General features: G+C 68.3%; 29 protein-coding genes and 4 pseudogenes. 20 read left to right on the plus strand and 13 right to left on the minus strand.

Annotated features, from left to right (window positions below; all coding sequences use genetic code 11):
- Nucleotides 1-98 precede the first annotated feature (98 nt).
- From arfB to L2X99_RS08925, 3 genes and pseudogenes are all read left to right on the plus strand, one after another.
- Nucleotides 99-542 (plus strand): alternative ribosome rescue aminoacyl-tRNA hydrolase ArfB, encoded by a 444-nt coding sequence (arfB, locus tag L2X99_RS08920; RefSeq protein WP_236135880.1) that lies wholly within the window; start codon nt 99-101, stop codon nt 540-542.
- 84 nt (nt 543-626) lie between these two features.
- Nucleotides 627-794 (plus strand): annotated as a pseudogene (locus L2X99_RS18260) (LD-carboxypeptidase); the annotation flags it as partial.
- Nucleotides 795-858: 64 nt separating this feature from the next.
- Complete coding sequence (locus L2X99_RS08925) at nt 859-1,659, plus strand: LD-carboxypeptidase (RefSeq protein ID WP_329608159.1); 801 nt, start codon at nt 859-861, stop codon at nt 1,657-1,659.
- On the opposite strand, the gene L2X99_RS08930 is transcribed toward L2X99_RS08925, so the two are convergent.
- From L2X99_RS08930 to L2X99_RS08945, 4 genes are all read right to left on the minus strand, one after another.
- The gene (locus L2X99_RS08930; protein WP_236123957.1) at nt 1,660-1,989 is read right to left on the minus strand and encodes a winged helix-turn-helix domain-containing protein; all 330 of its coding nucleotides are present in this window, start codon (nt 1,987-1,989) and stop codon (nt 1,660-1,662) included.
- Nucleotides 1,986-2,423, minus strand: a complete 438-nt coding sequence (locus L2X99_RS08935) for a hypothetical protein (protein WP_236123955.1) — start codon at nt 2,421-2,423, stop codon at nt 1,986-1,988. Before L2X99_RS08935 ends, L2X99_RS08930 begins: the two co-directional genes overlap by 4 nt.
- A 156-nt stretch (nt 2,424-2,579) precedes the next feature.
- On the minus strand, nt 2,580-2,870 hold the full coding sequence (locus L2X99_RS08940; RefSeq protein ID WP_236123953.1) for a hypothetical protein: 291 nt from the start codon (nt 2,868-2,870) through the stop codon (nt 2,580-2,582).
- 11 nt (nt 2,871-2,881) lie between these two features.
- Nucleotides 2,882-3,361, minus strand: a complete 480-nt coding sequence (locus L2X99_RS08945) for a carboxymuconolactone decarboxylase family protein (RefSeq protein WP_236123951.1) — start codon at nt 3,359-3,361, stop codon at nt 2,882-2,884.
- 125 nt (nt 3,362-3,486) lie between these two features.
- Here L2X99_RS08945 and L2X99_RS18540 point away from each other — a divergent pair, with 125 nt between their 5' ends.
- Complete coding sequence (locus L2X99_RS18540; protein WP_442923524.1) at nt 3,487-4,422, plus strand: LysR substrate-binding domain-containing protein; 936 nt, start codon at nt 3,487-3,489, stop codon at nt 4,420-4,422.
- Between the two features lie 90 nt (nt 4,423-4,512).
- On the opposite strand, the pseudogene L2X99_RS18545 reads toward L2X99_RS18540, so the two are convergent.
- Nucleotides 4,513-5,328 (minus strand): annotated as a pseudogene (locus L2X99_RS18545) (LysR family transcriptional regulator); the annotation flags it as partial.
- 139 nt (nt 5,329-5,467) lie between these two features.
- Here L2X99_RS18545 and L2X99_RS08955 point away from each other — a divergent pair.
- The 3 genes from L2X99_RS08955 (at nt 5,468) to L2X99_RS08965 (ending at nt 6,819) form a co-directional block, all read left to right on the plus strand.
- Nucleotides 5,468-5,881 (plus strand): VOC family protein, encoded by a 414-nt coding sequence (locus tag L2X99_RS08955; RefSeq protein WP_236123945.1) that lies wholly within the window; start codon nt 5,468-5,470, stop codon nt 5,879-5,881.
- Nucleotides 5,882-5,957: 76 nt separating this feature from the next.
- Complete coding sequence (locus L2X99_RS08960; RefSeq protein ID WP_236123943.1) at nt 5,958-6,392, plus strand: YdeI/OmpD-associated family protein; 435 nt, start codon at nt 5,958-5,960, stop codon at nt 6,390-6,392.
- A 37-nt stretch (nt 6,393-6,429) separates the two neighbouring features.
- The gene (locus L2X99_RS08965) at nt 6,430-6,819 is read left to right on the plus strand and encodes a VOC family protein (RefSeq protein WP_236123941.1); all 390 of its coding nucleotides are present in this window, start codon (nt 6,430-6,432) and stop codon (nt 6,817-6,819) included.
- Between the two features lie 80 nt (nt 6,820-6,899).
- On the opposite strand, the gene L2X99_RS08970 is transcribed toward L2X99_RS08965, so the two are convergent.
- Nucleotides 6,900-7,751: a hypothetical protein gene (locus L2X99_RS08970; protein WP_236135882.1), complete on the minus strand. Its 852-nt coding sequence runs from the start codon at nt 7,749-7,751 to the stop codon at nt 6,900-6,902.
- Between L2X99_RS08970 and L2X99_RS08975 the strand changes: the two genes are divergently transcribed.
- Complete coding sequence (locus L2X99_RS08975; RefSeq protein WP_236135883.1) at nt 7,750-8,541, plus strand: hypothetical protein; 792 nt, start codon at nt 7,750-7,752, stop codon at nt 8,539-8,541. The genes L2X99_RS08970 and L2X99_RS08975 overlap by 2 nt on opposite strands.
- Here the strand turns inward: L2X99_RS08975 and ychF are convergent.
- Both ychF and L2X99_RS08985 read right to left on the minus strand, forming a co-directional pair.
- Nucleotides 8,493-9,566 (minus strand): redox-regulated ATPase YchF, encoded by a 1,074-nt coding sequence (gene ychF / locus L2X99_RS08980; RefSeq protein WP_236123935.1) that lies wholly within the window; start codon nt 9,564-9,566, stop codon nt 8,493-8,495. The two genes, L2X99_RS08975 and ychF, sit on opposite strands and share 49 nt — an antisense overlap.
- A 37-nt stretch (nt 9,567-9,603) precedes the next feature.
- On the minus strand, nt 9,604-10,347 hold the full coding sequence (locus L2X99_RS08985) for a class I SAM-dependent methyltransferase (protein WP_236123933.1): 744 nt from the start codon (nt 10,345-10,347) through the stop codon (nt 9,604-9,606).
- 59 nt (nt 10,348-10,406) lie between these two features.
- Between L2X99_RS08985 and L2X99_RS08990 the strand changes: the two genes are divergently transcribed.
- Nucleotides 10,407-11,000, plus strand: a complete 594-nt coding sequence (locus L2X99_RS08990; RefSeq protein ID WP_236123931.1) for a 3'-5' exonuclease — start codon at nt 10,407-10,409, stop codon at nt 10,998-11,000.
- Between the two features lie 206 nt (nt 11,001-11,206).
- On the plus strand, nt 11,207-12,787 hold the full coding sequence (locus tag L2X99_RS08995) for a DNA recombination protein RmuC (protein ID WP_236123929.1): 1,581 nt from the start codon (nt 11,207-11,209) through the stop codon (nt 12,785-12,787).
- A 1-nt stretch (nt 12,788) separates the two neighbouring features.
- Here L2X99_RS08995 and L2X99_RS09000 read toward each other — a convergent pair whose 3' ends face one another.
- A complete protein-coding gene (locus tag L2X99_RS09000; protein WP_236123927.1) occupies nt 12,789-13,082 on the minus strand; it encodes a hypothetical protein in 294 nt (97 codons plus the stop codon).
- A gap of 141 nt (nt 13,083-13,223) precedes the next feature.
- Entirely contained in the window at nt 13,224-14,210 is a 987-nt protein-coding gene (gene glpX, locus L2X99_RS09005) for a class II fructose-bisphosphatase (RefSeq protein ID WP_236123925.1), read from the minus strand.
- Nucleotides 14,211-14,394: 184 nt separating this feature from the next.
- Here glpX and fbaA point away from each other — a divergent pair, with 184 nt between their 5' ends.
- Complete coding sequence (gene fbaA, locus L2X99_RS09010) at nt 14,395-15,423, plus strand: class II fructose-bisphosphate aldolase (RefSeq protein WP_236135884.1); 1,029 nt, start codon at nt 14,395-14,397, stop codon at nt 15,421-15,423.
- A gap of 98 nt (nt 15,424-15,521) precedes the next feature.
- Here fbaA and L2X99_RS09015 read toward each other — a convergent pair whose 3' ends face one another.
- Nucleotides 15,522-16,283 (minus strand): GntR family transcriptional regulator, encoded by a 762-nt coding sequence (locus L2X99_RS09015; RefSeq protein ID WP_236135885.1) that lies wholly within the window; start codon nt 16,281-16,283, stop codon nt 15,522-15,524.
- Between the two features lie 240 nt (nt 16,284-16,523).
- Between L2X99_RS09015 and ehuB the strand changes: the two genes are divergently transcribed.
- The 4 genes from ehuB to ehuA all read left to right on the plus strand — a co-directional run bounded on the left by ehuB (nt 16,524) and on the right by ehuA (nt 19,607).
- Nucleotides 16,524-17,408 carry an ectoine/hydroxyectoine ABC transporter substrate-binding protein EhuB gene (gene ehuB / locus L2X99_RS09020; RefSeq protein ID WP_236123922.1) on the plus strand — a complete coding sequence of 295 codons (885 nt, stop codon included), beginning with the start codon at nt 16,524-16,526 and terminating at the stop codon, nt 17,406-17,408.
- A gap of 220 nt (nt 17,409-17,628) precedes the next feature.
- Nucleotides 17,629-18,252, plus strand: coding sequence for an amino acid ABC transporter permease (locus L2X99_RS09025; protein ID WP_329608160.1), 624 nt, complete (start codon nt 17,629-17,631; stop codon nt 18,250-18,252).
- The gene (gene ehuD, locus L2X99_RS09030) at nt 18,146-18,808 is read left to right on the plus strand and encodes an ectoine/hydroxyectoine ABC transporter permease subunit EhuD (protein WP_236123920.1); all 663 of its coding nucleotides are present in this window, start codon (nt 18,146-18,148) and stop codon (nt 18,806-18,808) included. Before L2X99_RS09025 ends, ehuD begins: the two co-directional genes overlap by 107 nt.
- On the plus strand, nt 18,792-19,607 hold the full coding sequence (gene ehuA, locus L2X99_RS09035; RefSeq protein ID WP_442923507.1) for an ectoine/hydroxyectoine ABC transporter ATP-binding protein EhuA: 816 nt from the start codon (nt 18,792-18,794) through the stop codon (nt 19,605-19,607). The genes ehuD and ehuA overlap by 17 nt, the downstream gene beginning before the upstream one ends.
- 22 nt (nt 19,608-19,629) lie before the next feature.
- On the opposite strand, the gene L2X99_RS09040 is transcribed toward ehuA, so the two are convergent.
- Both L2X99_RS09040 and L2X99_RS09045 read right to left on the minus strand, forming a co-directional pair.
- Nucleotides 19,630-20,139, minus strand: coding sequence for a DUF6264 family protein (locus tag L2X99_RS09040; protein WP_236123919.1), 510 nt, complete (start codon nt 20,137-20,139; stop codon nt 19,630-19,632).
- Nucleotides 20,136-21,177: pseudogene (locus tag L2X99_RS09045) on the minus strand (4-hydroxy-3-methylbut-2-enyl diphosphate reductase). Before L2X99_RS09045 ends, L2X99_RS09040 begins: the two are co-directional and overlap by 4 nt.
- Before the next feature lie 256 nt (nt 21,178-21,433).
- On the opposite strand from L2X99_RS09045, the pseudogene xseA reads away from it, so the two are divergent.
- From xseA to L2X99_RS09070, 5 genes and pseudogenes are all read left to right on the plus strand, one after another.
- A pseudogene (xseA, locus tag L2X99_RS09050) lies at nt 21,434-22,712 on the plus strand (exodeoxyribonuclease VII large subunit).
- A gap of 384 nt (nt 22,713-23,096) precedes the next feature.
- A complete protein-coding gene (locus tag L2X99_RS09055; protein WP_442923508.1) occupies nt 23,097-23,321 on the plus strand; it encodes an exodeoxyribonuclease VII small subunit in 225 nt (74 codons plus the stop codon).
- Nucleotides 23,318-23,959 carry a DUF4245 family protein gene (locus L2X99_RS09060; protein ID WP_236123916.1) on the plus strand — a complete coding sequence of 214 codons (642 nt, stop codon included), beginning with the start codon at nt 23,318-23,320 and terminating at the stop codon, nt 23,957-23,959. Before L2X99_RS09055 ends, L2X99_RS09060 begins: the two co-directional genes overlap by 4 nt.
- On the plus strand, nt 23,956-24,636 hold the full coding sequence (locus tag L2X99_RS09065) for a carbonic anhydrase (protein WP_236123914.1): 681 nt from the start codon (nt 23,956-23,958) through the stop codon (nt 24,634-24,636). The genes L2X99_RS09060 and L2X99_RS09065 overlap by 4 nt, the downstream gene beginning before the upstream one ends.
- Nucleotides 24,633-26,027, plus strand: coding sequence for a class II fumarate hydratase (locus tag L2X99_RS09070; protein WP_236123912.1), 1,395 nt, complete (start codon nt 24,633-24,635; stop codon nt 26,025-26,027). Before L2X99_RS09065 ends, L2X99_RS09070 begins: the two co-directional genes overlap by 4 nt.
- The last annotated feature ends 578 nt before the right edge of the window (nt 26,028-26,605 follow it).

Below are 26,605 nucleotides of genomic sequence, written 5' to 3' on the forward strand. Positions count from 1 at the left end.
TGGCAGAGGCGGTTCCGACTGAAGACGCCTTCGGCGACGGCGGAGCGCGTCGGCAGCGCGGGCCGTGCACCAGAGAGCCGGTGCGGCAGACTGAACGGATGGAAGACCTGCATGTGCTGCCGGGGCCGGGAGCGCCGCGGGGTCTTGTCATACCCTCAGGCGAGCTGACGGAGCTGTTCTCACGGTCCTCGGGTCCCGGTGGTCAAGGCGTGAACACGACCGACTCGCGTGTGCAGCTGGTCTTCGACGTCGCCACCACCACAGCGCTGACCGCCGCCCAGCGCGAACGCGTCATGAAGCGGCTCGGCGGGCGCCTCGCGGGGACGATTCTGACGATCAGCGCCGCCGAGCATCGGTCGCAGCGCCAGAATCGGCTGGCGGCGAGAGAGCGGCTCGCCGAGCTGCTACGGACCGCGGTGAGGCCGGTTGCCGAGCGTCGTCCGACCCGGCCCACGAAGGGCTCGCAGCGGCGGCGGCTCGAAGACAAGCACCGACGATCGGAGACGAAGGCGGCCCGCCGAAGGCCGGACTCCTCTGGATGATCCTGCGGACGGACAGCAGGGCTGCGACCTGAGGGCGCTCCTCGCGCGGGACGAGCCCACGAGTCCGTTCTGAGAGAATCGGCTATGGCCATCCGCTTCCCCGCCCCGCTCGAACCCGGTGACACGATCGCCGTGACCGCCCCCTCCAGTGGCGTCGCAGACACGCATCGCGCCCGCCTCGACGTCGCCATCGCCGGCCTGAGGGCTCAGGGCTTTCGCGTCGTGGTCGGCGACTGCATGGACGGCACGAGTCATGTCAGCGCTCCGGCATCGGACCGTGCGAGAGAACTCACCCGCTTCCTGACCGATCCCGCCGGTGCGGGCGATCATCCCGCCGTGGGGCGGAGAGACCGCGATCGATCTTCTCCCGCTCCTCGACTGGGATGCCATCAGGTCCGCCGAGCCGACCTGGTTCATCGGATTCTCCGACATCTCCACCCTCCTCACGCCCCTGACGGTGCTGACCGGGGTGGCGACGCTGCACGGCAACAACCTCATGGATACTCCGTATCGTGTGCCGGACGGGCTTCTCAGCTGGACGGACATCAGCACGGGGCGGGCGACGGACACCTTCTCGCAGACATCCCCCGGTCGCTACCGGTCGGAAGGATGGGACGACTACGTCGGCGATCCACATGTGTCGGAGATGACCCTGGACGCGAGCGGAACCTGGACCCGATTCGATCGCGGCAGCGGCGACGTCGACGTGACCGGTCGCCTCATCGGAGGATGCATCGAGATGCTCTGCAACGTCGGCGGCACGGAGTTCGGAGATCTGAACGCCTTCGCCGAGGCGCACGCGCCGGAAGGGCTCATCGTCTATGTCGAGGCGTGCGAAGAGAATGCGCTCGCCATCTGCCGCTACCTGCACGGCATGCGCCTGGCCGGATTCTTCGATCGGGCGAATGCGGTGCTGGTCGGCAGGACCGGCGCGCCGGACAGTCCGACCATGACGCAGAAGGAGGCCGTGCTCGATGCCCTGAGCGACCTCGGCATCCCGATCATCGGCGACGTGGAATGCGGACACGTGCAGCCCTTCATGCCGATCGTCAACGGCGCGCACGGGCGCGTACGCTTCGGCCACGGGCTGAACTCGCTGGAGCAGACCCTGGCCTGATCAGGACGCCGACCCGGACGGGTCGGGCCGCCGATCGGCCGCATCCACGATCTCGCGCAGCGCCGCGATGTACGCGTCGAACGCTGCCCGCCCCTCCGTCGTGAGGGAGTACCAGGTGCGCGGGCGACGTCCTGCGTACCCCTTCGTCACGTCGATGTACCCGGCCGCCTCCAGCGAGGCGAGGTGCTTGGACAGCAGCGAGTCGCTGACCTCCACGGTGTCGCGCAGCAGTCCGAAGTGGACCGCGTCCGCAGAGCGCAGCGCGGCCATGACCGAGAGCCGGACCGGCGAATGGATGACGTCGTCGAGGCGGTGACGCGGGTGCGTCATGCGCGCGCCGTCCGCCATGCGAGGTACAGGAAGGGCAGCGCCGGCAGCAGCGCCGTCAGGACGGCCCACACGGAGAAGCCCTCGGGGAGGATCATCCGGTTCAGAAGCAGCGCCACGACCATCAGGACGGCGCTGACGAGCACCACGCGATTGGTCACCGCAACCGCGCCGGTCGGGATGGTCCGGCCGCTCCAGGCGAGAACGGCGAGAAGCGCGAGAACCACGAGAAGGCCGGGGATGATCACATCGGCCAGACGATCCGGCCAGACTGCCAGGGCGATGGTGAATCCGGCCAGCGCCAGCGCCATCACGAGCGCGCCGGCGATGTACCACCGGCGACGCGAACGGATCCGGCGGGCCACTGCATCGGCCACCTGCAGAGCCTCGGCGGCTGCCGACGGCGACGAGCCGCCGATGTCTTCGGATGTCGGCATGATGCCTCCAGATCGTGCGCGGTACCCGCAGCGGATGCGCCGCGGCCTTGCCATATAAGCATGCACTTGACGATCTTTCAAGTACTCACCGGACTCGCCAGATCGGCGCCGGTGCCCCCGATCGGTTCGAGGGCACCGGCGCCAGTGCGTGCGGTGTCAGCGCTCGTCGAGCACCTCCCCGTCGATGACCGCGTGATCCGCAGTCAGGCTCAGCGTGGCTCCGACCAGCGGGATGCTCCCGGCTGCCTGCGACGCGCGCTGCATGTCCTCAGCGGAGTCCCAGCGCCAGATGTCGAGGTAGGAGCCGTCCTCCAGCTTGATCAGCGTCGCCTCCGCGAAGGCCGGATTGGCGGTGCGGATGCCGTCGATCAGGTTCGTGCGCCGCTCGAGCATCGTGGCCAGGTCACCGGTCTTCACGGTGTAACGGTGGGTTCGTACGGTTGCCATGATCGTGCCTTTCAGTTCCAGGAGCCGCCGGCGAGCTGACGCGTGGTCGCGTTGAGCCGGTTGAAGAGGTTGGTCGTCGCGATGTAGAGGACCAGGGCGGCCAGCTGACGCTCGTCGAAGAAGCTCGCCGCCTCGTCCCACACCTCGTCGGAGACGGCGTCCGGCCGATCGGCCAGCCGGGTGGCGCTCTCCGCCAGTGCCAGCGCGGCGCGCTCCTCGTCGGTGAAGTAGGGCGTCTCGCGCCAGGCGACGACCGCGTGCAGGCGCTCGTCGGTCTCGCCTGCCTGCTTGGCGGACTTCACACCGGAGTCGACGCACGGGCTGCAGCCGTTGATCTGACTGACCCGCAGATGCACCAGTTCGAGGGTCGAATGCTCCAGGTCGGTCTGCCGAGCGGCCTTCATGAGTGCGAAGATCGCGCCCGAGGCGCCGTCGAGGATCGCGGCCGGGTTGGACATCCGGGGCGTCGTCGCGAGTGTGGTCGAAGTCATTTCCTGTCTCCTTGCCGTGAGGCTGTTCGTTGTGTCTCAAGCCTCGCGACCCGCCAGAATCCGAACAATGTCCAGTCGCGAAAGGCCTCTTGCGCTCGGGGTTAACGATCGGAAGGATGACGTGGATGGAACTGCGTGACATCGAGATCTTCCTGACTCTCGCCGAGGAACTGCATTTCGGACGCACGGCGGAGAAGCTGTACATCTCGCCGCCACGGGTCAGCCAGTCGATCGCGAAGCAGGAGAAGCGGATCGGTGCTCCGCTGTTCGAGCGCACCAGTCGCAAGGTGGTCCTGACCCCGCTCGGCGTCCAGCTGCGGGACGACTTGGAGGCCGGTTACCGGCGCATCCTCGACGGTGTCGAAGCGGCGAAGAGCTCCGCGCTCGGCGGTCCGGACACTGTCACGTTCGGGGTGATGGGTCCGATGTGGCAGGATCTGGCGCCGATGACCGCCGTCTTCCGGAGCCGCTTCCCGCAGGTCGACTTCCGCCTCCGCGAGATCCGCATCGACGATCCGTTCACGCCGCTCCGGGACGGCGACGCGGACGTCGCACTCCTCTGGCTGCCGGTCGACGAGTCCGACCTTCACGTCGCCGCTGTCGCGTTCACCGAGCCGATCGTGCTGATGGTCGCGCCCACGCACGAGCTCGCCGGCCGCGCATCCGTCTCTCTCGATGACCTCGAGACGTACGACATCCTGCCCTCGGGTCTGCCCGTGCCCGCGTACTGGGAGGCGGCGATCTCGCCGGCCCGCCGGGCCGCCGAGCGGGTTCGGCCCGCGCTCACGCGCGAGGAGGTGCTGTGGGCGCTGGCGAACGATGAGAAGTCCGTGGCCTTCGCGTGCGGCCAGGGCCTCAAGTACTACGACCGAGGGACGGCCGCGTACGTGCCGTTCGACGAGCAGCCGACGCTGCAGTGGGGCCTGGTGCATCGCGCAGGCAAGGTCGGCCGCTGGGTCCGGGAGTTCATCCGCCTCGCCGAGGAGATCGGTCCGATCAGCCTCTCGCTCGAGCTGGAGCTCGACCCGCGCTGGCTGCACCGCCTCGAGCCGGCGGGCTGAGCGCCGCTCAGCGCAGACCGTCGACAACAGGCCCAAGATCCGCAATCGTCCGGGCGAAGGCCCGGACTGCGGCGCTCCCCCATCCGTGCGCCAGACGAGCGCATAGGTGAGCCGGGGCAGGTCGGGTATCGGCAGCCAGCGGATCTGAGGCAGGGACCAGTAGTGGATGACGTGCGCCGGGAAGGGATGGATGATCTCACCCGTGCTCACGAGCTGCAGGAGCTCGTCGGCGTTCGTCACGGACTCGACCCGCTCGATGCTCTTGCCGCCCGGCGTGTAGAAGGGCAGATAGCCGTTCTCCCAGGCCTCCGGAGCGCCCGGCACCCGGATGTGGGCGTAGTCGGCCAGCTCCTCGACCGACACGGATGACCTGCTCGCCAGCTCGTGGGTGGCGGCCACCGCAAGCACGCGAGTGTCGGTGAACAGCGTCGGTCCGACCGTCAGATCGTCCTCCTCGATCGGAAGCCAGGTGACCAGGACGTCGATCTCGCCCCTGCGCAGGCTGCCGAACGGGTCGGTGAACGAGGCGTAGCGCACGAGCAGCTCGTACTCCGGATGGCGCGCGCTGAACGCATCCCAATGGCCGTGCAGGGCGGGCACGTTGTACGGCATCAGTCCGACGCGCAGCTGGGCCTCGACCCCGCGGGCAGCGACTCTCGCACGCTGAAGGCCGTCGACGATCCGTGCGTAGGCGGGCGCGAGGTCGTCGCGCAGCGCTGCACCCACGGACGTGAGACGCACGTCACGGCGATTGGAACGGTCGAACAGTGCGCCGCCGATCTGCTGCTCGTACTGGGCGATGACCTGGCTGACCCGCGCCTGCGACACGTGCAGCCGCTCCGCCGTGCGCCCGAAGTGCAGTTCCTCGGCAAGGGTGAGGAAGATCTCGATGTCTCGAAGGTCCACGGCGCGAGCCTATCCCGGCGCCGACATAAGCGCGGCTGATCGATCTGCCACGACATCTCCCGTTGATCGGCTTCCTGTGCGATCGGATGCTGGAATCACGATCCCAAGGGGAAACACCCCATGGGAGAAGGAGCACAGCATGAAAGCACACGTCAGCTCGATTCTTCTCGGCGTGCAGGATATGGACCGGGCCAAGAAGTTCTACACCGAGGGACTCGGGTGGAAGGTCCAGAGCGACTTCGGCATCTCGGTGTTCTTCGAATCGGACGGCGCCTCACCGGTCGGCTTCTACGGCCGTGACGGGCTGGCCGCGCAGGTGGGCACGAGTCCGGAGGGCAGCGGGTTCAGCGGCGTGGTGCTGACCTACGTCGTCCGCAGCGAAACGCGCGTCGATGAGGTTCTCGCAGAGGCGCAGGCAGCCGGCGCAACCGTCCTCAACCCCGCCGGGGCACTGCCGTGGGGAGGATACGGTGCCACCTTCGCCGACCCGGACGGCTACATCTGGAGCCTCGGGTACAGCGATCACGCACCGGACCAGCCGTTCGCCGAGTAACAGCGCACCAGCCTCCGGGGCGATGCGGCACCCGCCGTGGTCGCCCCGGATGCGGGTTGCCGAGCAAGGAGAGATCATGAAGTTCCCAGCCGTGGTCGAGCCACCCGAGCCCATGCGCGGGCTGGAGGTTCCGCCCGACGTGGTGAAAGCGCTCGACGGAGGCGCTCGCCCTCCGGTGACGATCACCGTCAACGGTCATTCCTGGCGGAGCCGGATCGCCATCATGCGGGGCCGTCACCTGATCGGCCTCAGCAACGCCAACCGGAAGGCGGCGGATGTCGCGATCGGCGAAGTGGTCGAGGTCGAGGTGGTGCTCGACACCGAGCCGCGCGTCGTCGCCGAGCCCGGCGACCTGGCCGCCGCGCTGGACGCGGATCCGGATGCCCGCGCCGCGTTCGACGCGCTGCCGCCGGGCCGCAAGCGCGAGCTCGTCCGCTCGGTCGAGAGCGCGAAGAGGCCCGAGACCCGGCGACGGCGTGTGGAGCAGGCGGTCGCGGCCCTGCGGGGCTGACGAACGCCGCCCCTGCCGCGCCTGAGAGACTGGCGGCATGGCTCTCTTCAGAACGCCGCAGACAGTCCTGTTCACGCGTGATATCGACCGGGCAGCGTCCTTCTACCGCGCACTCGGCTTCGCAGAGGTGTTCCGCACGCCGTCATCAGGAACGCCGATACACGTCGATCTCGAACTCGACGGCTGTCGTCTCGGCCTCGCCACCGAGGCCAGCACTCGCGACGACCACGGGCTCGACCCCATCGCCCGTGGTCAGCGGGCAGCCGTGATCCTCTGGACCGACGATGTCCGGTCTGCTTACGAACTGCTGATCGAACACGGAGCGGCCCCCGTCAGGGCGCCGTCTCCTTGGCTCGATCGACTGCTGATCGCCTGGGCCGAGGATCCCGACGGCCATCTCGTCCAGGTCGTGCAGACGGTCGAGTGATCGCGGGTCTCACACGTTGAAGCGGACCTCCACCGGGTTGCGTCACGGATAGGCGTTTGCGCTCGGGCAAGCTGTCGGCCTCAGGAGAAGAGCTGTCGCAGTCCGTCCGGGTCTCCCGAGTCCACCACCTTCTGCACGGCGGTGATGGTCTCCTGATTGGTGAACATGGGCCGCAGCGTCTCGTTCCAGATCTTCCGCACGGTGGCCACGTCACCGGCATCGACTGCCCTGCCTGCCGCCTCGATGGCCTGCTGATAGGGAATCTGCTTGAAGCCAGCAGGCGCATCATCAGGGTTGTAGTAGGGAATCCACGGGAGGTTGGGATCAGGCGTGAGCCAGAGCACCTGGCCGGGGTGAATGTCGCGCCTGTGATTCATCGAGTCGAGAGTCGGGTATGCGCAGAGCCGCTCAGCAACCACGGCCATGACGTCGCCAGCCTCAACCGTGTAAGTCGCGGGTACGCCCTCAGCATCAAGCGTCACTTTGCCCCGAGCGAACTCTCGTGCGCCCAGATCCTTGAGGGTGCCTCCCCGCTCCAGGTACAGCCCCCCGCCGTCGCCGTAGACCTGAGACATGCCGGAGCAGCGTTCCGCTTCCGGCGAAGCGCTCGGCGCGGTCTCGGTCACCGGCTGGGCGACAGCCGTGGCGCTCGAGTTCGGGGTTCCCGCTGCCTGTGGTGCTGTGGCGGCCGTGCACCCGGCGAGCGCGAGGGCGGCCAGCCCGAGAGAGGCGATGATGCTGGAGAGCTTGGCTGTGGACATGATGCCCATATTCGCAGACCCCTCGCCGCGCGAACATGGATCAGTGGTGGAGTGCACGCAGAGCACGCGATGCGTTGAGTCCTGAGCGCTGAACCGGTAGCGTGAACCCAGCGCGACCGAGGCGCAACTGGAGAGTCCGGGAAGGGCGATGCCCACTCGTTCATCGATCATGAATGAACTTGAGAATCCCAGGAAGCGTGCAAAACTTCTCGTACGCCAGCACCGAGCCGGTCTGTACACGGTGGCCGCACGCCTGCGTCAGTCGTTGCCTCGGTTTGCCGGCATGACTGATCGCGAGGTGCTCGCAGCGAAATTCGCACTTCACGACGCGCAAGAGATCATCGCATCCGAACTCGGGTTCAGTTCCTGGTCCGAACTGAAGGAGAGCCCACCAGTGTCTGTCACCGATACATCCGCACATCGGCTTCAGCGAGCGACCGCGCAGCTGTTCGTCACCGATTTCGCGCGAGCGATGACTTTTTATCGTGTCCTTCTGGGGTTTGAGATCGTCTTCACCTATGGCGAGCCTCCGTTCTATGGCGAGGTCCGCCGGGACGATGCCGGATTCAACGTGCGCCACGTCGACGAGTCACCGTTCGTGGCGGATGCGCGAGAACAGGAACAGCTGTTGTCGGCCAGCATTGTCACCACCGGCGCCAAGAGTCTCTTCCTCGAGTTCGAGGCCGCGGGGTCGACTTTCAGGAACGGCTGCAGAAGAAGCCCTGGGGAGCGACTGAGTTCGTTGTCCGCGACCCGGACGGCAACCTCATCCTCTTCGGGACGCCGTCGCCTCGTGCCCGATGACACTCGAAGTCGACGCTTCGCCGACGATTCTCGAGCAGCGCCGACACATAAGACGTTGAGGCGGAACTCCACCAGGTTGAGTTACGGACCAGAACAACCAGACAAGAGTCAGTTCGAGAACCGGAACTCCACCACGTCGCCGTCCTGCATGACGTAGTCCTTGCCCTCGAGGCGAGCCTTGCCCTTCGCACGTGCCTCGGCCACGGAGCCGGTGTCGACCAGGTCCTGGAACGAGATGACCTCGGCCTTGATGAAGCCCTTCTCGAAGTCGGTGTGGATCACGCCGGCGGCCTGCGGGGCCTTGTCACCCTTGTGGATCGTCCAGGCGCGCGCCTCCTTCGGACCCGCGGTGAGGTAGGTCTGCAGGCCGAGGGTGTCGAAGCCGATCCGTGCGAGCTGGTCCAGGCCGGATTCGTCCTGGCCGGTCGAGGCCAGCAGCTCCGCGGCATCCTCCGGGTCGAGGTCGATCAGCTCGGACTCGATCTTCGCGTCGAGGAAGATCGCCTGCGCGGGGGCGACGAGCTCGGCGAGCTCGGCCTTGCGCGCAGCATCCGTCAGCACGGCCTCGTCGACGTTGAACACGAAGATGACCGGCTTCGAGGTGAGCAGGCCCAGCTCCTTGATCGGCGCGAGGTCGATGCCGCTGATCGAGAGCAGCTGGCCGCGCTCGAGTGCGTCCTTCGCGGCGGTCGCCGCCTCGAGAACCGAGGGATCGGCCTTCTTGCCGCGGACCTCCTTCTCGAAGCGCGGGATCGCCTTCTCGAGGGTCTGCAGATCGGCGAGCATCAGCTCGGCGTTGATCGTCTCGAGGTCGCCCTGCGGGTTGATCGCACCGTCGACGTGCACCACGTCGTCGTCGGAGAAGCCGCGCACCACCTGCGCGACGGCGTCGGCCTCGCGGATGTTGGCGAGGAACTGGTTGCCCAGCCCCTCCCCCTCGCTCGCGCCGCGCACGATGCCGGCGATGTCGACGAACGACACGGTCGCGGGCAGGATGCGCTCGCTGCCGAAGATGTCCGCGAGCGTGTTCAGCCGCGAGTCGGACAAGCTCACCACGCCGACGTTCGGCTCGATCGTCGCGAACGGGTAGTTCGCCGCGAGCACGTCGTTCTTGGTCAGCGCGTTGAAGAGGGTGGACTTGCCGACGTTGGGCAGGCCGACGATTCCGATAGTGAGAGCCACGGGAGTCGATTCTACCGGGGCCGCCCCGCTGTGCTGCTCAGCCGCGCACCGCGCGGTAGGCCGCCGTCACGTACGGCAGATCGATCGTGCGGTCGCCCTCGACGCCCAGTTCGTCGAAAAGGTCGCGCATGCCGTTTTCGATGCTCGCCTTCTTCTCGTCGGATGCCGTGATGATGTAGCTGCGGGAGCGCGCCATGTGCAGCAGCTGCTCGCGGGTCATCGCACGCGTCCACTCCCAGCGCCGGCTCTCGATCTCGGTGAAGGGCGGGGCGATCGTCGGCCCGTCGCCCGCGATCATCTGCTCGGCGGGGCTGCCGCTCATGATGAGCGTGAGCCTGCGCACCCAGTCGACGCGCTCGTCGCGCACGTTCCAGATGAGACCGAGCACGCCGCCGGGACGGACGACGCGACCGATCTCGGCCGACGCCGGTTCGGGGTCGACCCAGTGCCAGGCCTGCCCCATGACCGCGGCGTCGACCGAGGCATCCGGCAGCGGCAGCGATTCCGCGGTGCCGATGAACGTCGGCACCTGGGGCGACTGCACGTGCAGAGCCGCCAGCATCTCTGAATCGGGATCCACGGCGACGACCTCGCCCTCGGCCGCCTCGGTGAGCACCCGCGTCAGCTTGCCGGTCCCCGCGCCCACGTCGACGATGCGACGCGCTCCGTCGGTCAGCCGATCGAGCATCCAGGCGACGGCCTCGAACGGGTAATCCGGTCGGCCCGCCTCATAGCTGCTCGCCGCCGTTCCGAAGGATGTCGCGCGCTCGCTCATGCTCATGTCGTCAGCCTACGGCGCGCCTCGGACGCTCGCGAGAGGCGGGAGGAGAGAGTTGATGCGTGCCACTGGATTTCACTGCGATCGACTTCGAGACCGCGAACTCCAGCCCGGCGTCCCCCTGCCAGGTGGGCCTCGTCCGCGTACGCGGTGGAGAGGTCGTCGCGCAGACCGGATGGCTCATCCGTCCGCCCGCTGGGCACGACGACTTCCAGGAGTGGAACATACGCATCCACGGCATCCGGCCGGAGGATGTCGTGAGCGCGCCGACGTGGGAGGCGCAGATCGACCGTCTGCACGCCTTCGCCGGCGGCGACGTGCTCGTCGCGCACAACGCCGGGTTCGATCTGAACGTGCTCCGCCGCTCCTGCGCGGCGACCGGGCTCGACGCGCCGCCGTACCGCTCGCTGTGCTCGCTGGCCGTCGCCCGCAAGACCTACCGGCTCGAGTCGTACCGGCTGCCCAAGGCGGCCGCGGCCGCGGGCTTCGGCGAGTTCCCGCACCACGACGCGCTGGCGGATGCCCGGGCCTGCGCTCAGATCGTCATCGATGCCGCCCGTCGCGCCGATGCGGTCGACATCGGGGCGCTGTCCGACGCACTGAGCGTACCGGTGGTCGAGTTCGAGCCTCTGGTCGCGGAGCGGGCCGCGGCCTGAGCGCGTCTCTCCCGGTGTCAATTCGTCCTGCTCGCTGTGCTCTTCCTCTGCCCAGGTCGCAGCCCGTCCCGCTCTACGCAACCGAGAGCGTGACCAACTGCGACCGGAACGCTCTGGAACACCGGCTGCAGGGCGATGTCGGAGGCCTCTCATAGAGTGCGTTCTGAGGCAACGCCCCTCCGACAACCGACCGACTGGATGCGCCCATGGAAGTTCTGCTCGTCGTCCTCTGCCTGCTCACGCTGGCGCTGCTCGCGCTCGTCCTCTTCCTCCTGCTCGCACTGCGGGCCCGGCTCGCGTCGGGCGGGAACGGCGGTGATGGACTCAACGCCGAAGTGCGCTCCGAGCTCGCCGCCCAGCGACGTGAGCTGGTCGACACCATCGCCCAGGGGCAGAACCTGCTGGATCAGCGCATCATCCATCTCGCGCAGACGCAGGCGTCAGAGGGCGATCGTGAGCGCACCGCGCGACGTGACGATCACCGAGAGCTCCAGACCGATGTCACGTCGGCTCTGAACATGCTCGTCGAGCAGTTCCGTGCGCATGCGCAGGCGAGCACCACCGCTCACTCCGAGTTCCGCGCCGACGTGGATGCACGGGTGAACGCCCTGCGTCTGACGACGGACGACAAGCTCGAGAAGATCCGGCTGACGGTCGACGACCGGCTGCAGGGCACCCTGAAGGTCGCGCTCCAGGAGAACGCGGAGAAGATCCAAGCGCTGAACGAGGCGAACACCGCCAAGCACACCGAGATGCAGACGCTGCTTCGAGAAGAGCTCGACAAGCTCCGCACCGGCAACGAGGCGAAGCTCGAGAAGATGCGCGAGACGGTCGATGAGAAGCTGCAGGGCACGCTCGAGAAGCGCCTGGGCGAGTCGTTCGCACTGGTCAGCGAGCGCCTCGAGCAGGTGCAGAAGGGCCTCGGTGAGATGCACACCCTGGCATCGGACGTCGGGGGGCTCAAGCGCGTCCTCACGAACGTGAAGAACCGCGGCAGCTGGGGCGAGGTGCAGCTCTCGCGCCAGCTCGAAGACCTGCTCACTCCCGGCCAGTACGCGGAGAACGTGGTGATCAAGCCGGGTTCTCAGGAGAGCGTCGAGTTCGCCGTGAAGCTCCCCGGCCGTGAGGACGACTCACCGGTCTACCTGCCGATCGACTCGAAGTTCCCCCAGGAGGACTACGAGCGCCTGCTCGAAGCACAGGAGAACGGAGACAAGGCCGAGATCGAGACCGCGATCAAGCGCCTGGAGAAGGCGATCCTCGCCCAGGCGAAACTGATCTCCTCCAAGTACATCGCACCGCCACAGAGCACGGACTTCGCCATCATGTACCTGCCGACGGAGGGGCTCTTCGCAGAGGTGGCGCGCCGGCCGGGCCTGACGAGCAGGCTCCAGAACGACCTGCGCGTCATGGTGACCGGCCCCACCACGCTGATGTCGTTGCTGAACAGCCTGCAGATGGGGTTCCGGACCCTCGCCATCGAGAAGCGCAGCTCCGAGGTGTGGAAGGTGCTGGCCGCCGCGAAGAACGAGTTCCAGAAGTACGGCCAGGTGTGGGACAAGCTCGACAAGCAGCTCAAGACCGCCCAGCGCACGGTACAGGAGGCGGGAGTGCGCACCCGCGCCGTCGAGCGCAGGCTTCGCGACGTCGAAGACTTCGACGCCATCGCCGCGCCCGCGTCGATGCTCGATGTGCTGGATGCGACGCAGGCGGACGCTGACGAGGTCACGCCTTACGAACGCGGCGCCGAACTCGACGGCGTCGTGGCGCGGCTCGACGAGAGCTGAGTCAGGCTCCGCCCGGCACCCACCAGAGCAGGGTGATCACGAGCCCCGAGGCGAACAGGAACGCTCCGATCATCCACCAGACGCTGACCTCGTGCCCCTCATCGAGGCGCTTGCGGAACAGCACGTCGGCACGGCGCGCCGGATCGACGGCGGGGGTCTGCGCTCCGGGCTTCGGCGTGGACAGCTTCACCACGGTGCCCTCGGGCAGGTCACTGACCCGCAGGATGCGACCGGTCTCGGTGGTCACGTGCGTCACAGGGGCAGCCTTGCCGGTCTGATCCTTCTGCGATGTCATCGTGCGTCCTCCTCGTTCCGACCGCGAAAGCGCGATCGCGACCTGCCTATTCTGCCAGCCGCACCTGGAAAAGTCCGTACCGTGGGCCGTGTCAGGCCCCTCGGCGGCGCGGGGCCACGGGGAAGGTGCTCGATCAGGTGGTCAGAGCCACTTCGAGACGAGGTGCTCCGACGAGATCCGGCGCAGGGTGCCCGACGCCCCGCGCAGCACCACGCTCTCGGTGTAGACGTACCCGCCCTCACGGCGGACGCCCGAGACCAGCTGACCGTCGGTCACCCCCGTCGCGACGAACAGCGTGTTGTTGCCCTTGACCAGGTCATCCGCCTCGTAGACCTTGTCCATGTCGAGGCCCGCGTCGATGCCGCGCTGACGCTCGGCGTCGTCGCGCGGCCAGAGACGGCCCTGGATGTGACCGCCCAGCGCCTTGATCGCGCACGCCGTGACGATGCCCTCCGGGCTGCCGCCGACGCCGACGCACATGTCGGTGCGGGCGTTGTGCCGTGCGGCGTTGATCCCGCCGGCGACATCGCCGTCGCTCATCAGGCGGGTGCCGGCCCCGGCCTCGCGGATGTCCGCGATGAGCTTCTCGTGCCGGGGACGATTCAGCACCGAGACGACGATCTCGTCGACCGGCTTGTCGAGGGCCGCAGCGAGACGACGGATGTTCTCGCCGATGGGCAGGCGGATGTCCACGACGCCGACGCCCGCGGGGCCGGTGACGAGCTTGTCCATGTAGAACACGCTCGAGGCATCCAGCATCGTGCCGCGATCGGAGACCGCGATCACGGAGAGCGCGTTCTGCCGGCCGGCTGCGGTCAGCGAGGTGCCGTCGATCGGATCGACCGCGATGTCGCACTCCGGCCCGCTGCCGGTGCCGACGGTCTCACCGTTGAACAGCATCGGGGCGTTGTCCTTCTCGCCCTCGCCGATCACGACGCGCCCCTGGAAGTGCACGGTGCCGAGGAACGCGCGCATGGCGTCGACGGCGGCGCCGTCCGCCGCCTCCTTGTCGCCTCGGCCGATGAACGGCACCGCGCGGATCGAGGCGGCCTCCGTGGCGCGCACCAGTTCGAGTGCGAGGTTACGGTCGGGGCGGAGGGGGCTGAGATCAGCAGTGAGGCTCACCATGCCGGTCAGCATAACCAGGCAGGGCGGCAGAAACGACGAGTTTCACACTCTCGCAAGCGAAGGATCATGCATTCTTAACACTCATGAAGAGCGCGGTGATTTCCGAGCGCTTCACGGGGAAAGCATCCGCGCTCCTCCCCGGCTAAAGTGAGGCTGAACCCGCTCATCGATCGCAGGAGTTTTCATGCCCGTTGCCACCCCGGATCAGTACGCCGAGATGCTCGATCGCGCGAAGGCCGGCGGTTTCGCCTACCCCGCGTTCAACGTCTCCAGTTCGCAGACGATCCACGCCGTCCTCCAGGGGCTGACCGAGGCCGGCTCCGACGGCATCATCCAGGTCACCACCGGTGGTGCCGACTACTTCGCCGGCCAGACAGTGAAGGCACGCGCCACCGGCGCCCTCGCCTTCGCCAAGTTCGCCACCGAGGTCGCGAAGTCGTACCCCGTGACCGTCGCGCTGCACACCGACCACTGCCCGAAGGACGCCCTCGCCGGCTTCGTCGAGCCGCTCATCGCGGCATCCGAGGAAGAGGTGAAGGCCGGGCGCAACCCGATCTTCCAGTCGCACATGTGGGACGGCTCGGCCGTCCCGCTCGCCGAGAACATCGAGATCGCAGGAGACCTGCTCCCCCGGATGAAGGCGATCAACGCCATCCTCGAGGTGGAGATCGGCGTCGTCGGCGGCGAGGAGGACGGCGTCGCGCACGAGGGCTCGAACGAGGCCCTGTACACGACTTTCGGCGACGTCGACCAGGCTGTGCAGGCGCTCGGCCTCGGCGAGCAGGGCCGCTACATCGCCGCCCTCACCTTCGGCAACGTGCACGGCGTGTACAAGCCGGGCGGCGTGAAGCTGCGCCCCGAGCTGCTCGGTGAGATCCAGCAGCAGGTCGCCGCGAAGTACGGCACCGGCGCCAAGCCGCTCGACCTCGTCTTCCACGGCGGCTCGGGCTCGACCGACGAGGAGATCGCCCTCGCGGTCGCGAACGGCGTCGTCAAGATGAACATCGACACCGACACGCAGTACGCGTACACCCGTGCCATCGCCGACTACATGTTCAAGAACTACGACGGCGTCCTGAAGGTCGACGGCGAGGTGGGGAACAAGAAGCAGTACGACCCGCGCGCCTGGGGCAAGGTCGCCGAGACCGCCATGGCCGCCCGCGTCATTGAGTCGACCCGCCAGCTCGGCTCGTACGGCCAGTCGAAGAGCTGACCAGAGTTCAGCTCGCGAAACTGCACGCCCGCGCCGAGACTGTGGCTTCACCGCCCCGTTTCGGCGCGGGCTTGCTGTTTCGAGGGCGCCGACGGCCGTCAGTCTCCGGTGATCGGGGTGATCGGCTCGAAGTCGACCGGTCCCCCGTCATCGTCCGGCTCGACCAGATCGACCGACGGCCCGTGTCCGTGCAGCCGCGCGACGGCCTCGTCGAACTGGGTCCGCAGGGCCGCCACCGCGGACGCAGGGTCTCCGGCGCCCAGCGCGTCCAGCAGCTCACGATACGTGGGCGACACCGAGCGGCGAACACTGTAGCCGTCCGGTGCGCTGAAGCTGACGATGCGGGTCTGCATCACCAGCGTGGCCATGAAACGAGTGAGGCGCTCGCTGGCGGCAGCGTCGACCAGCACCTGATGGAACTCCAGATCGGCGTCGCCGATCGCGCGGGCGTCCTCGCCCTCGCTGGCCGCGACCAGCTCGCCGAGCTCGTGTTCCAGCCGCTTCAGCACCGCGGCATCCTGCGTCGCGGCGATCCGCCGCACAGCCTGGGCCTCGATGGCGAGACGGGCCTGGTAGACGTCGTCGATCTGGTCGCCCTCGAGGACGGCGACGCGCATCCCCCGGCCGGGCACGGAGATCAGCAGCCCCTCCTGCACGAGGCGCTGCGCCCCCTCGCGGAAGGGGCTGCGGCTGACGCCGAGCTGGGTGGCGATCTCGACCTCGCCCAGAGGCGAACCGACCGGCAGCGCGCCGGAGAAGATCGCCTTGCGCAACTCGATGGCGATCAGGTCCACCGTCGACATCCGCGGCACGCGCGGCACGGCCGCGCGCCCCACCGATCTGGGCATGTCACGGGCCATCCTGCCTCCTTCTGCGCTCGGACGCTGCGCGTCTGAACCATTCTCTCCGCAGAGCCTGCCGCCTGTGGCATCGGTCCGTGCGGTCGTGTCGATCGTCGGCAACATTTCTGTCACATTGTCGACAATCTGCGCGTCTGATTGTACTTGGAAAGACACCTTCCGTATCGTGAGTGTCCGTTACCGCACGGTCAGGACCCGCCCCGTGCGGACGAGATCTGCGATACGAAACGGAAGAAGACGATGGCACAGCGACACACACTCACCCGATACTCCCTGGCGATCACGGGAGTGCTCGCCCTCGCCCTCACGGGATGCGCCTCCGGCGGCGACAGCGGCAGCGACCAGAACACCCTCGAGAAGGCACAGGAGTCCGGCACGATCACGCTCGCCGTGGCATCCGAGCGCCCGTACTCGTGGGTCGAGGGCGGCGAGCCGACCGGCGCCACGATCGCGATGCACAAGAAGATCTTCAGCGCGCTCGGGATCGACGACATCAAGGTCGAGGAGGTCGAGTGGAACTCGCTCATCCCCGGTCTGAACGCCGGCCGCTGGGACGTCGTCAGCGCGGGCATGTCGATCCTCCCCGACCGCTGCGAGCAGGCCGCGTTCAGTGATCCCGAGATCATGTACACCACCACGCTCGCCGTGCCGAAGGGCAACCCCGACGACCTCAGCGACCTCGACTCGGTCAAGAAGGCCGGTGACGTGAAGCTGGCCGTGCAGTCCGGCGCGATCGAAGAGGGTTACGCCGACGACCTCGGCATCGGGGACGTCATCAAGGTCGACAGCGCGACCGCCGGTCTCGAGGCGGTGCAGTCGGGCCGTGCGGATGCCTTCGCCCTGACCGCCGTGTCGCTGAACTGGATGACCAAGGACAGCGACGACCTCGAGACCACCGGCGCGTTCGTGCAGGAGATCGACGGCGTCGAGCAGATCGGCGCCGGCGCCACCGTCTTCCGCAAGCAGGACAAGGAGCTGCTCGAGGCATACAACAAGGAGCTCGCCAAGATCACCGGTGACGAGAAGAGCTACCTCGACCTCGTCGAGCCGTTCGGCTTCACGGCCGAGAACCTGCCGCCGGCCGACCTCACGACCGAGCAGCTGTGCGCCGGTGACCTCGGCTGATCGCGCCGCTCTGACGTGACCGAGAATCTCGAGGCGCTCCAGCGGGCGCTGCCCTACCTGTGGGACGGGTTGCTGATAACCCTGCAGCTCACGGTGGGCGGCGCCCTGCTGGCGCTCGTCATCGCCATCGGCCTGGGCCTGCTGGCGCGATCCCGCCACATCGTGCCGCGCGGCTTCGCCCGCACCGTGATCGAGGTGTTCCGTCGGCACCTCGCTGCTCGTGCAGCTGTTCTTCCTGTTCTTCGTGCTGCCGCTGCCGCCGTTCAACATCGAGCTGCCGCCGCTCTTCGTCGGCATCCTCGGACTGGGCCTGAACTACGGCGCCTACGGCGCTGAGGTGGTGCGCGGGTCGATCAACTCGGTGGCCCGCGGGCAATGGGAGGCGACGACGGCGCTCAGCCTGTCACGCACCCAGCGCATGTGGCGGGTGATCTTCCCGCAGGCCTGGGCGCTGATGATCCCATCGCTCACCAACCTCTTGATCCAGCTGCTCAAGGGCACCGCGGTGGTCTACCTCATCACGATCGTCGATCTCACCGCCGAGCTGAACAAGCTGCGCGTGAACACCGACGTGTTCTTCGCCTACTCCCTGGGACTGGCCGTCTACTTCGTGATCGCCTACATCCTCACCATCGCCATGAACGCCCTGGAGGCGCGCGCCAAGCACCGCCTCGGCCAGGGCACCCGGCTGCGTGAAGCCGTCGCCGCCCCCGCCGTCGACGCAGAGGGGACATCCCGTGAACGACGACCGAGTGATCTGGAACTGGGATCACGTCTTCGCCGCCCTTCCCGACATGCTGTGGGCGTTCCTGACCGTCACGCTGTACGTGACCGTGCTCGGTAGCGTCATCGCCGCGGTGCTGGGCCTGATCATCGCCCTGGCCCGCAGGAGCACGCCGCGCCCGGTCGCCGGCACGCTGACGTTCGTGATGAACTTCATCCGCATGACGCCACTCGTCGTGCAGCTGCTGTTCGCTTACTACGCGTTCACCACGGTGCCGCCGCTCACCCTCGGCGTCATCATCTTCGGCATCCACTACGCGACCTACATGGCCGAGGTGTACCGCGCCGGGATCGACGCGGTGCCGCGCGGCCAGTGGGAGGCGTCGACCGCCCTGTCGATGTCGCGCAGACGCACCTGGACCGCGGTGATCATCCCGCAGGCGCTGCGTTCGACCCTGCCGGCCCTCGGCAACTACGTCATCTCGATGTTCAAGGAGACGCCGTTCCTCGCGGTCATCACCGTGACCGACATGGTGCGCGCAGCGCAGGAGTACGGCGCATCGCACTTCCGGTTCATCGAAGCCATCATCATGGCGGGGATCCTGTTCCTCGTCGCCAGCTACCCGACCTCACTGCTCATCGGGCGAATGGAGAAGCGCCTTGCCTACACGACCTGACACCCACACCGGAGCCATCGCCCTGAACGACGGCGAGCTGCCCGCCATCCGCTTCGACAGGGTGGAGAAGCGCTTCGGCGACCACGTCGTGCTGCACGACCTCGACTTCACCGTGCGCAAGGGCGACCGCGTCACGCTCATCGGGCCGAGCGGTTCGGGCAAGACGACGATCCTGCGGCTGGTGATGACGCTCGAGGAGGCCGACAGCGGCTACATCTACATCGACGAGCAGCCGCTCACCCACGTCGAGCGCGGGGACAGACGGGTCGAGCTCAAGGAGAAGCACAAGAACGAGATGCGCAAGCGCATCGGCATGGTGTTCCAGCAGTTCAACCTGTTCCCGAACATGACCGTGCTGGAGAACATCATCGAGGCGCCCGTGCACGTGCTGAAGGTGCCGAAGGCGCAGGCCGTCGCCCGTGCGCACGAGCTGCTCGAGATGGTCGGTCTGCCCGACAAGGCCGGCGCCCATCCCACACAGCTCTCCGGTGGTCAGCAGCAGCGGGTGGCGATCGCACGCGCCCTCGCCATGGAGCCCGAGATCCTGCTGCTCGACGAGGTCACCAGCGCGCTGGATCCCGAGGTGGTCGGCGAGGTGCTGAACATCCTGCGCGACATCGCACGGGACACGGATGTCACGATGCTGATCGTCACGCATGAGATGCAGTTCGCGCGCGACGTCTCCAACAGGGTGCTGATGTTCGACGGCGGGCGCATCGTCGAAGAGGGCGCGCCGGAGCAGATCTTCTCCGACCCGCACGAGCAGCGCACCAAGGACTTCCTCTCGGCCGTGCTGTGACGCCCGGCCGGGCCCCGAAGCGTCAGCCGCCGAGCGAGGCCTGCATGAAGGCCGGGTCTCCCATGATCGGCACCATCATGCAGAGCGAGACGATGAACATGGTGACGACGACCCCGACGAGCGGAACCCACCAGGCGGGCTTCGCCGCGCGGATGCGGCGGAAGGCCACGTAGACGGTTGCGGCGAAGCCGGCCACCATCACGACCACGGCGACGACGCCCCAGGTGCGCGCGGGACCGACGTTGGTGAACTCTGCGGGGATGCCGAGCATCTTCATCGCCTGGGTGAGCGCGTCGGCCAGGTTCAGGAACTGCGGGATCGCGGAGAACACGTTGACCAGCCCGTACGCCAGCATGGCGATCGTGAGCAGCCGGTCGACCGGGCGCGCCTTCGGCGCCTCGGCAACCGGAACGGCGACCGGCGGCGGAGCGGGCGTCACCGGCGGCGGAGGCGGCACAGCGGGGAGGCCCGCCGCGCGGCGCTGCTCCTCGGGAGTGGCGTACTCGCCGTACTGCGGGCGGTCCCCGCTCATGCGTCACCGGCCGAGCTGCGGCCGCCGAGGGCGCGCGCGTCGCGCTGCCCCGCGGCATCCTGGCGCAGCTCCTTCGGCAGCGAGAACATCAGGTCCTCCTCCGCGGTGCGCACCTCCTCGACATCCGCATAGCCGGCGCCGGCGAGCTGCTCCAGCACTTCCTGCACGAGAACCTCGGGGACGGATGCTCCGCTGGTGACCCCCACGGTGCTCACGCCGTCCAGCCACGCCTGCTGCACCTCGTCGGCGTAGTCGACGCGGTAGGCGGCCTTCGCGCCGTGCTCGAGCGCGACCTCGACCAGACGCACACTGTTGGACGAGTTCGCCGAGCCGACGACGATCACCAGATCCGCCTCCGCGGCGACCTTCTTGATCGCGACCTGTCGGTTCTGCGTGGCGTAGCAGATGTCGTCGGACGGGGGGTTGTGCAGCTCGGGGAACCGCGTGCGCAGCCGGTTGACCGTCTCCATGGTCTCGTCGACCGAGAGCGTGGTCTGCGACAGCCAGACGACCTTCGAAGGATCCTTCACCTGCACGGTGTCGGCCTCTTCCGGCGAGTTCACGACCGTGACGTGGCCGGGCGCCTCACCCGTCGGTGCCCTCGACCTCCTCGTGCCCGTCATGACCGATGAGCAGGATCTCGTAGTCGTCACGCGCGAAGCGGACGGCTTCGCGGTGCACCTTCGTCACCAGCGGGCAGGTCGCATCGATGGCGTGCAGGCCTCGGTCGGAGGCCGCATCCACCACAGCCGGTGAGACGCCGTGCGCGCTGAAGACGACGTGGGCGCCCTCCGGCACCTCGTCGACCTCGTCGACGAAGATCGCGCCCTTGGCCTCGAGCTCGGTGACGACGTGGATGTTGTGCACGATCTGCTTGCGCACGTACACAGGGGACCCGAAGCGGTCGAGAGCCTTCTCGACGGCGACCACTGCGCGGTCGACCCCGGCGCAGTAGCCGCGCGGAGCCGCCAGCAGCACGCGCTTGGCGCCGTCCACCGGGACGTCGCGAAGCGGTTCGGTCCGCAGCGGGCGGGGCATGCGGGGCACGGGCAGGGAAACGGCGCTCACGGGTCCGAGTCTATCCGTCGGGGCCTGTGAAGAGGGCCGGGAGAGCGGGCCTCCCGGGTCTGCGGGGAGTCCAGCACGGGAGGGACATCTGCACGATCCGGGAACGGACGCACGACCGGATCGCGGGTTCGGCCGTGCATCCGTTCCGCGATCGTGCAGCCGTACCAGCAAACCCGGGCCGGCTGACGACCGCTCGGTGTCGGCACCGGGTGCGAGAATCGATGCGATGACCGTCTTCGAAGCAGCCGCCGTCCCCGGCGAAGCGCCTCCGCCCGATTCCGTCGCGCCGCGGGAATCGTCGGCGGACGCGCCGACGTCGGTGGCCCGGCTCAACGCGACGATCCGCGACTTCGTCGCCCAATGGGGCACGGTGTGGGTCGAAGGCGAGATCACCTCATGGAACCTCCGTGCGGGCAACGTGTTCGCCCGCATGAAGGACAGTCGCTCCGAGGCGCAGATCTCGCTGCGCATCTGGTCGAAGGTGCGCGCCCGCATCCCCGCCGACCTCGGCGTCGGCGATCACGTGATCGCCGCGGTCAAGGCGGACTACTTCGTCAAAGCCGGCGACTTCAGCTTCCAGGTCTCGACGATGAAGCACGTCGGGCTGGGCGATCAGCTCGAGCGTCTCGAGAAGCTGCGCGCACAGCTGCGCGCCGAGGGGCTGTTCGACCCGGCCCGCAAGAAGCCGCTGCCGTTCCTGCCGCACGGGATCGGTCTGATCACCGGCGAGAGGTCCGATGCCGAGAAGGACGTGCACCGCAATGCCGAGCTGCGCTGGCCGCAGGTGCGCTTCCGCACCGAGTACGCCGCGGTGCAGGGCGACCGGTGCGTGCCCGACACGCTCGCCGCGCTGAAGCGGCTGGACGACGACCCCGACGTCGACGTGATCATCATCGCCCGCGGAGGCGGCGACCCGCAGACGCTGCTCGGGTTCAGCGACGAGCGGCTGGTTCGGGCGGTGGCCGTCGGCATCCACGCCGATCGTGAGCGCGATCGGTCACGAGAACGACCATCCGCTGCTCGACGACGTCGCCGACCTGCGCGCGTCGACCCCGACGGATGCCGCGAAGCGGGTCGTCCCCGATGTCGGAGAGCAGCGGGCTGTGATCGCTCAGCTGCGCTCCCGCGCGACCAGCCGCCTCACGCAGCGCGTGTCGCACGACCTCGCCCAGCTCGCCCAGCTGAGGTCGCGCCCGGTGCTGCGCTCCCCCGATCCGATCATCGACTCCCGGGCGCAGGAAGTGCTGCTGCTGTCCGCGCGCGGACGCGACACGGTCATCCGCCGGCTGGATGCCGCGAGCCGGACCACGTCCGAGCTGCGGGCTTCGCTGCGCGCGCTGTCGCCCGCCGCCACGCTCGCCCGGGGCTACGCGATCGCCCACCTCGCGGACGGCGCGATTCTGCGGGATGCCGCCGATGCTCCCGCAGGCACCGCACTCACGATCACCGTCGACCGCGGATCGGTCGCCGCGCACTCCGACGGCGAGATCCCCGAGAACTCCTGACCCAGCCACCGGTCGTCGAGCGAGCGCAGCGAGACGAAACGCCCCAAGACGCCCGAAGAACGTCACCACGTCTCGTCTCACTCCTGCGTCGCTCGCTCGACGACCTGGGCGGTCGCACTTCCCCCGGGTCGTTGAGCGAGCGCAGCGAGACGAAACGCCCCAAGACGCCCGAAGAACGTCACCACGTCTCGTCTCACTCCTGCGTCGCTCGCTCGACGACCTGGGCGGTCGCACCTCCCCCGGGTCGTTGAGCGAGCGCAGCGAGACGAAACGCCCCAAGACCTCCGAAGAACGTCACCACGTCTCGTCTCACTCCTGCGTCGCTCGCTCGACGACCGGAGCCGCCGGACGGCGGCACCGCGACGCGCCGGTAGGATGGAGGGCGTGACTGCGTCCGAGACCCCCGTGGAATCGCTGTCGTTCGAGGCGGCGCGCGATGAGCTGGTGAAGGTCGTCGCCGAACTGGAGCAGGGGGCGCCGACCCTCGAGCAGTCCCTCGCCCTCTGGGAGCGCGGCGAAGCCCTCGCCACGCGCTGCGAGGACTGGCTGCTGGGCGCGAAGCGCCGCCTGGACGCCGCACGCCCCGCGGCATCCGAGGATGAGTCATGAGCAAGGACGCCCCGATCGTCGCCGAGCTCGGCCGTCCCGAGACCGTGCAGGAGACCGCCGACCGCAAGGCCGAGTCCAGCCGCATCTACCGCTCCAGCCAGACCTTCCGCAATCTCATCGCCGCTCTCATCGCCACGATCGGCGTGGTCGTCGTCATCGTGCTCTCGGTGCCGCGCGGCGAACCGGTGGCGCAGCCGCCGATCGACCTGGCCGGCATCGCGAAGAACGCCGCGACCTCGCTCGACCGCCCGGTGATCGTGCCCGAACCGCCGGAGGGCTGGCGTGTCACCGCCGCAGAGGTCACCGGCGGCGCCGTCACCGTCTGGAACGTCACGCTCGCGCCCACCGCCGACGATGAGCGCGGTTTCCTCAAACTGGGCCAGGCGGCGGACGCCGACAGGGTGTGGGCCGCGGCCCTGCGCGGTGCACAGCCGTCGGGCACCGTCGACGTCGGCGGCGTGGACTGGGACGTGTACAAGATCGCCAAGCCCGAGGCATCCGGCAACGTCTCCTACGCGCTCGGAACGCAGGCCGGAACCGACTACGTGCTGCTCTACGGCTCGCGCAGCGCCGATGACACCGCCGCATTCGCGAAGACGCTCGTACCGCAGATCCGCATCCTGAAGGAGAACAGATGATCGAGGAGCCTCTGCCCACACCCGACGAAGCCTGGCAGCGCATGCTGGAGGGCAACCGGCGATTCGTGGGCGAGGCTCCCGAGCATCCGCACCAGGACGTGAGCTATCGCGCGGAGCTGACTGACGGGCAGCGGCCGGTGGCCGCGCTGCTGGGCTGTTCGGACTCGCGCCTCGCGGCCGAGATCATCTTCGATCTGGGCCTCGGCGACCTGTTCGCCATCCGCAACGCCGGGCAGATGGCGACCGACTCGGCGGTCGCCAGCATCGAGTACGCGGTCGAGCTGCTGCAGACCCCGCTGCTCATCGTGCTCGCCCACGACTCGTGCGGAGCCGTTCGCGCAGCGGTGGACAGCACGGCGCTGAACGCCGATCCGCTGCCCCCGCACATCTGGAAACTCGTCGCACCGATCGTGCCGTCGGCGCGCCGTGTGCTGCGCCGGTCCGGCGGCACCTCGGTCGCCGACATCGACGCCGAGCTGGTCGGACTGGAGCACCTGCGAGGCACAGTCGCCGAGCTGCTGGAGTCCTCGGAGATCATCAGCCATGCTGTCACCTCGGGACGACTCGCCATCGTCGGCGCCAAGTACCGCCTGGCCGACGGCCTGGCCATCCCCGTGATCCAAGTGGGGTTGTCAGACCCCGACATCCCCACCCTCGTGAAGGAGCAGAGCAAGTGACCGACACCGAGTACCGCATCGAACACGACACCATGGGCGAGGTGCGCGTTCCCGTGAACGCCCTCTACGGCGCGCAGACCCAGCGCGCGGTGGAGAACTTCCCGATCTCGGGCAAGGGGCTGGAGTCGACCCAGATCGCTGCCCTGGCGCGCATCAAGAAGGCCGCGGCCCTGGCGAACAAGCAGCTCGGCACGCTCGACGGCGCCATCGCCGACGCGATCGCCCGGGCCGCCGACGAGGTCGCCGCGGGCGAGCACGACGGCGAGTTCCCGGTCGACACGTACCAGACCGGCTCGGGCACGTCGTCGAACATGAACATGAACGAGGTGCTGGCGACGCTCGCGACCGGCATCCTCGGCGCTCCCGTGCACCCGAACGATCACGTGAACGCGTCGCAGTCGTCGAACGACGTGTTCCCCACCTCGGTGCACATCGCCGTCACGCAGGCGCTCATCGACACCCTCATCCCGTCGCTGGACCACCTGGCCGTCGCGCTCGAGGCGAAGGCGGACCTGTGGAAGTCGGTCGTCAAGTCGGGTCGCACCCACCTGATGGACGCCACGCCCGTCACCCTCGGCCAGGAGTTCGGCGGCTACGCCCGCCAGATCCGCCTCGGCATCGAGCGCGTGCAGTCGGCACTCCCCCGCGTCGCAGAGGTCCCGCTGGGCGGCACCGCCGTCGGCACCGGCATCAACACCCCGCTCGGCTTCCCGCAGAAGGTCATCGAGCTGCTGGCCACCGAGACCGAGCTGCCGATCACCGAGGCCAGGGACCACTTCGAGGCGCAGGCGAACCGCGACGGTCTCGTCGAGGCGTCCGGAGCCCTGCGCACCATCGCGGTCTCACTGACGAAGATCAACAACGACCTGCGCTGGATGGGCTCCGGCCCGAACACGGGGCTCGGCGAGCTGCACATCCCCGACCTGCAGCCGGGGTCCTCGATCATGCCGGGCAAGGTCAATCCCGTCGTCCCCGAGGCCACCCTGATGGTGTGCGCCCGTGTGATCGGCAATGACGCGACCGTCGCCTGGGCCGGCGCCTCCGGCTCGTTCGAGCTGAACGTGGCGATCCCGGTGATGGGCACCGCACTGCTCGAGTCGATCCGCCTGCTCTCGAACGCCGTGCGCGTGCTGGCCGACAAGACCGTCGACGGCCTCGAGGCCAACGTCGAGCGCGCCGCGGCCTTCGCCGGCATGAGCCCCTCGATCGTCACCCCGCTGAACAAGGTCATCGGCTACGAGGCCGCGGCGAAGATCGCCAAGCACGCTGTCGCCAAGGGCATCACGGTGCGCGAGGCCGTCATCGACCTCGGCTACGTCGAGCGCGGCGAGATCACTGAAGAGGTGCTCGACCAGAAGCTCGACCTGCTCTCCATGACGCACGCCGGCTGACCCTGCTCGGTTCTCCGGACGGCACACTTGCACGGCCCGGGAACAGTTGCACGACCGACCACGCGCTCGGCCCGTGCATCCGTTCCCGGGTCGTGCGTCTGGGTCCGCGAGACTCGTCCTCCACAGGGGAGCGGATGCCGACGCATCTCCACAGACCCGCGGATCACGGCATCCGCGAGTCTGAGGATGAGGGAGGGTCGGAGGATGCTCGATCCCGGAACTCTTCTCGAACGGCTCGGCGGCGTCGCACGCGGACGCGTGCTGCAGCGCCATGGGATCTCCAGAAAGGCTCTGGCCGCGCACGCCGCCATCGGCACCATCCAGCGGGTGCGTGCCGGGGTCTTCGCATCGGCCGGCGCAGATCGCGACCTGGTGAGAGCAGCTGCTCACGGTGGGATGCTCACCTGCGAGGCTGCGCTGAAGCGCCACGAGATCTGGACAGTCACCGAAGACCCCGTCCCCCATGTCTGGATGGGCGAGAACGGACGTCGACATCCACATCCGAAGTGCGAGTGCGTCAATCACTTCTTCGCAGGCCCCACGCGCTTCGGGATCGCCTCGCCTGAGACCGCGCTCAT

Source organism: Microbacterium sp. KUDC0406 (assembly GCF_021582875.1).
GTDB lineage: Bacteria > Actinomycetota > Actinomycetes > Actinomycetales > Microbacteriaceae > Microbacterium.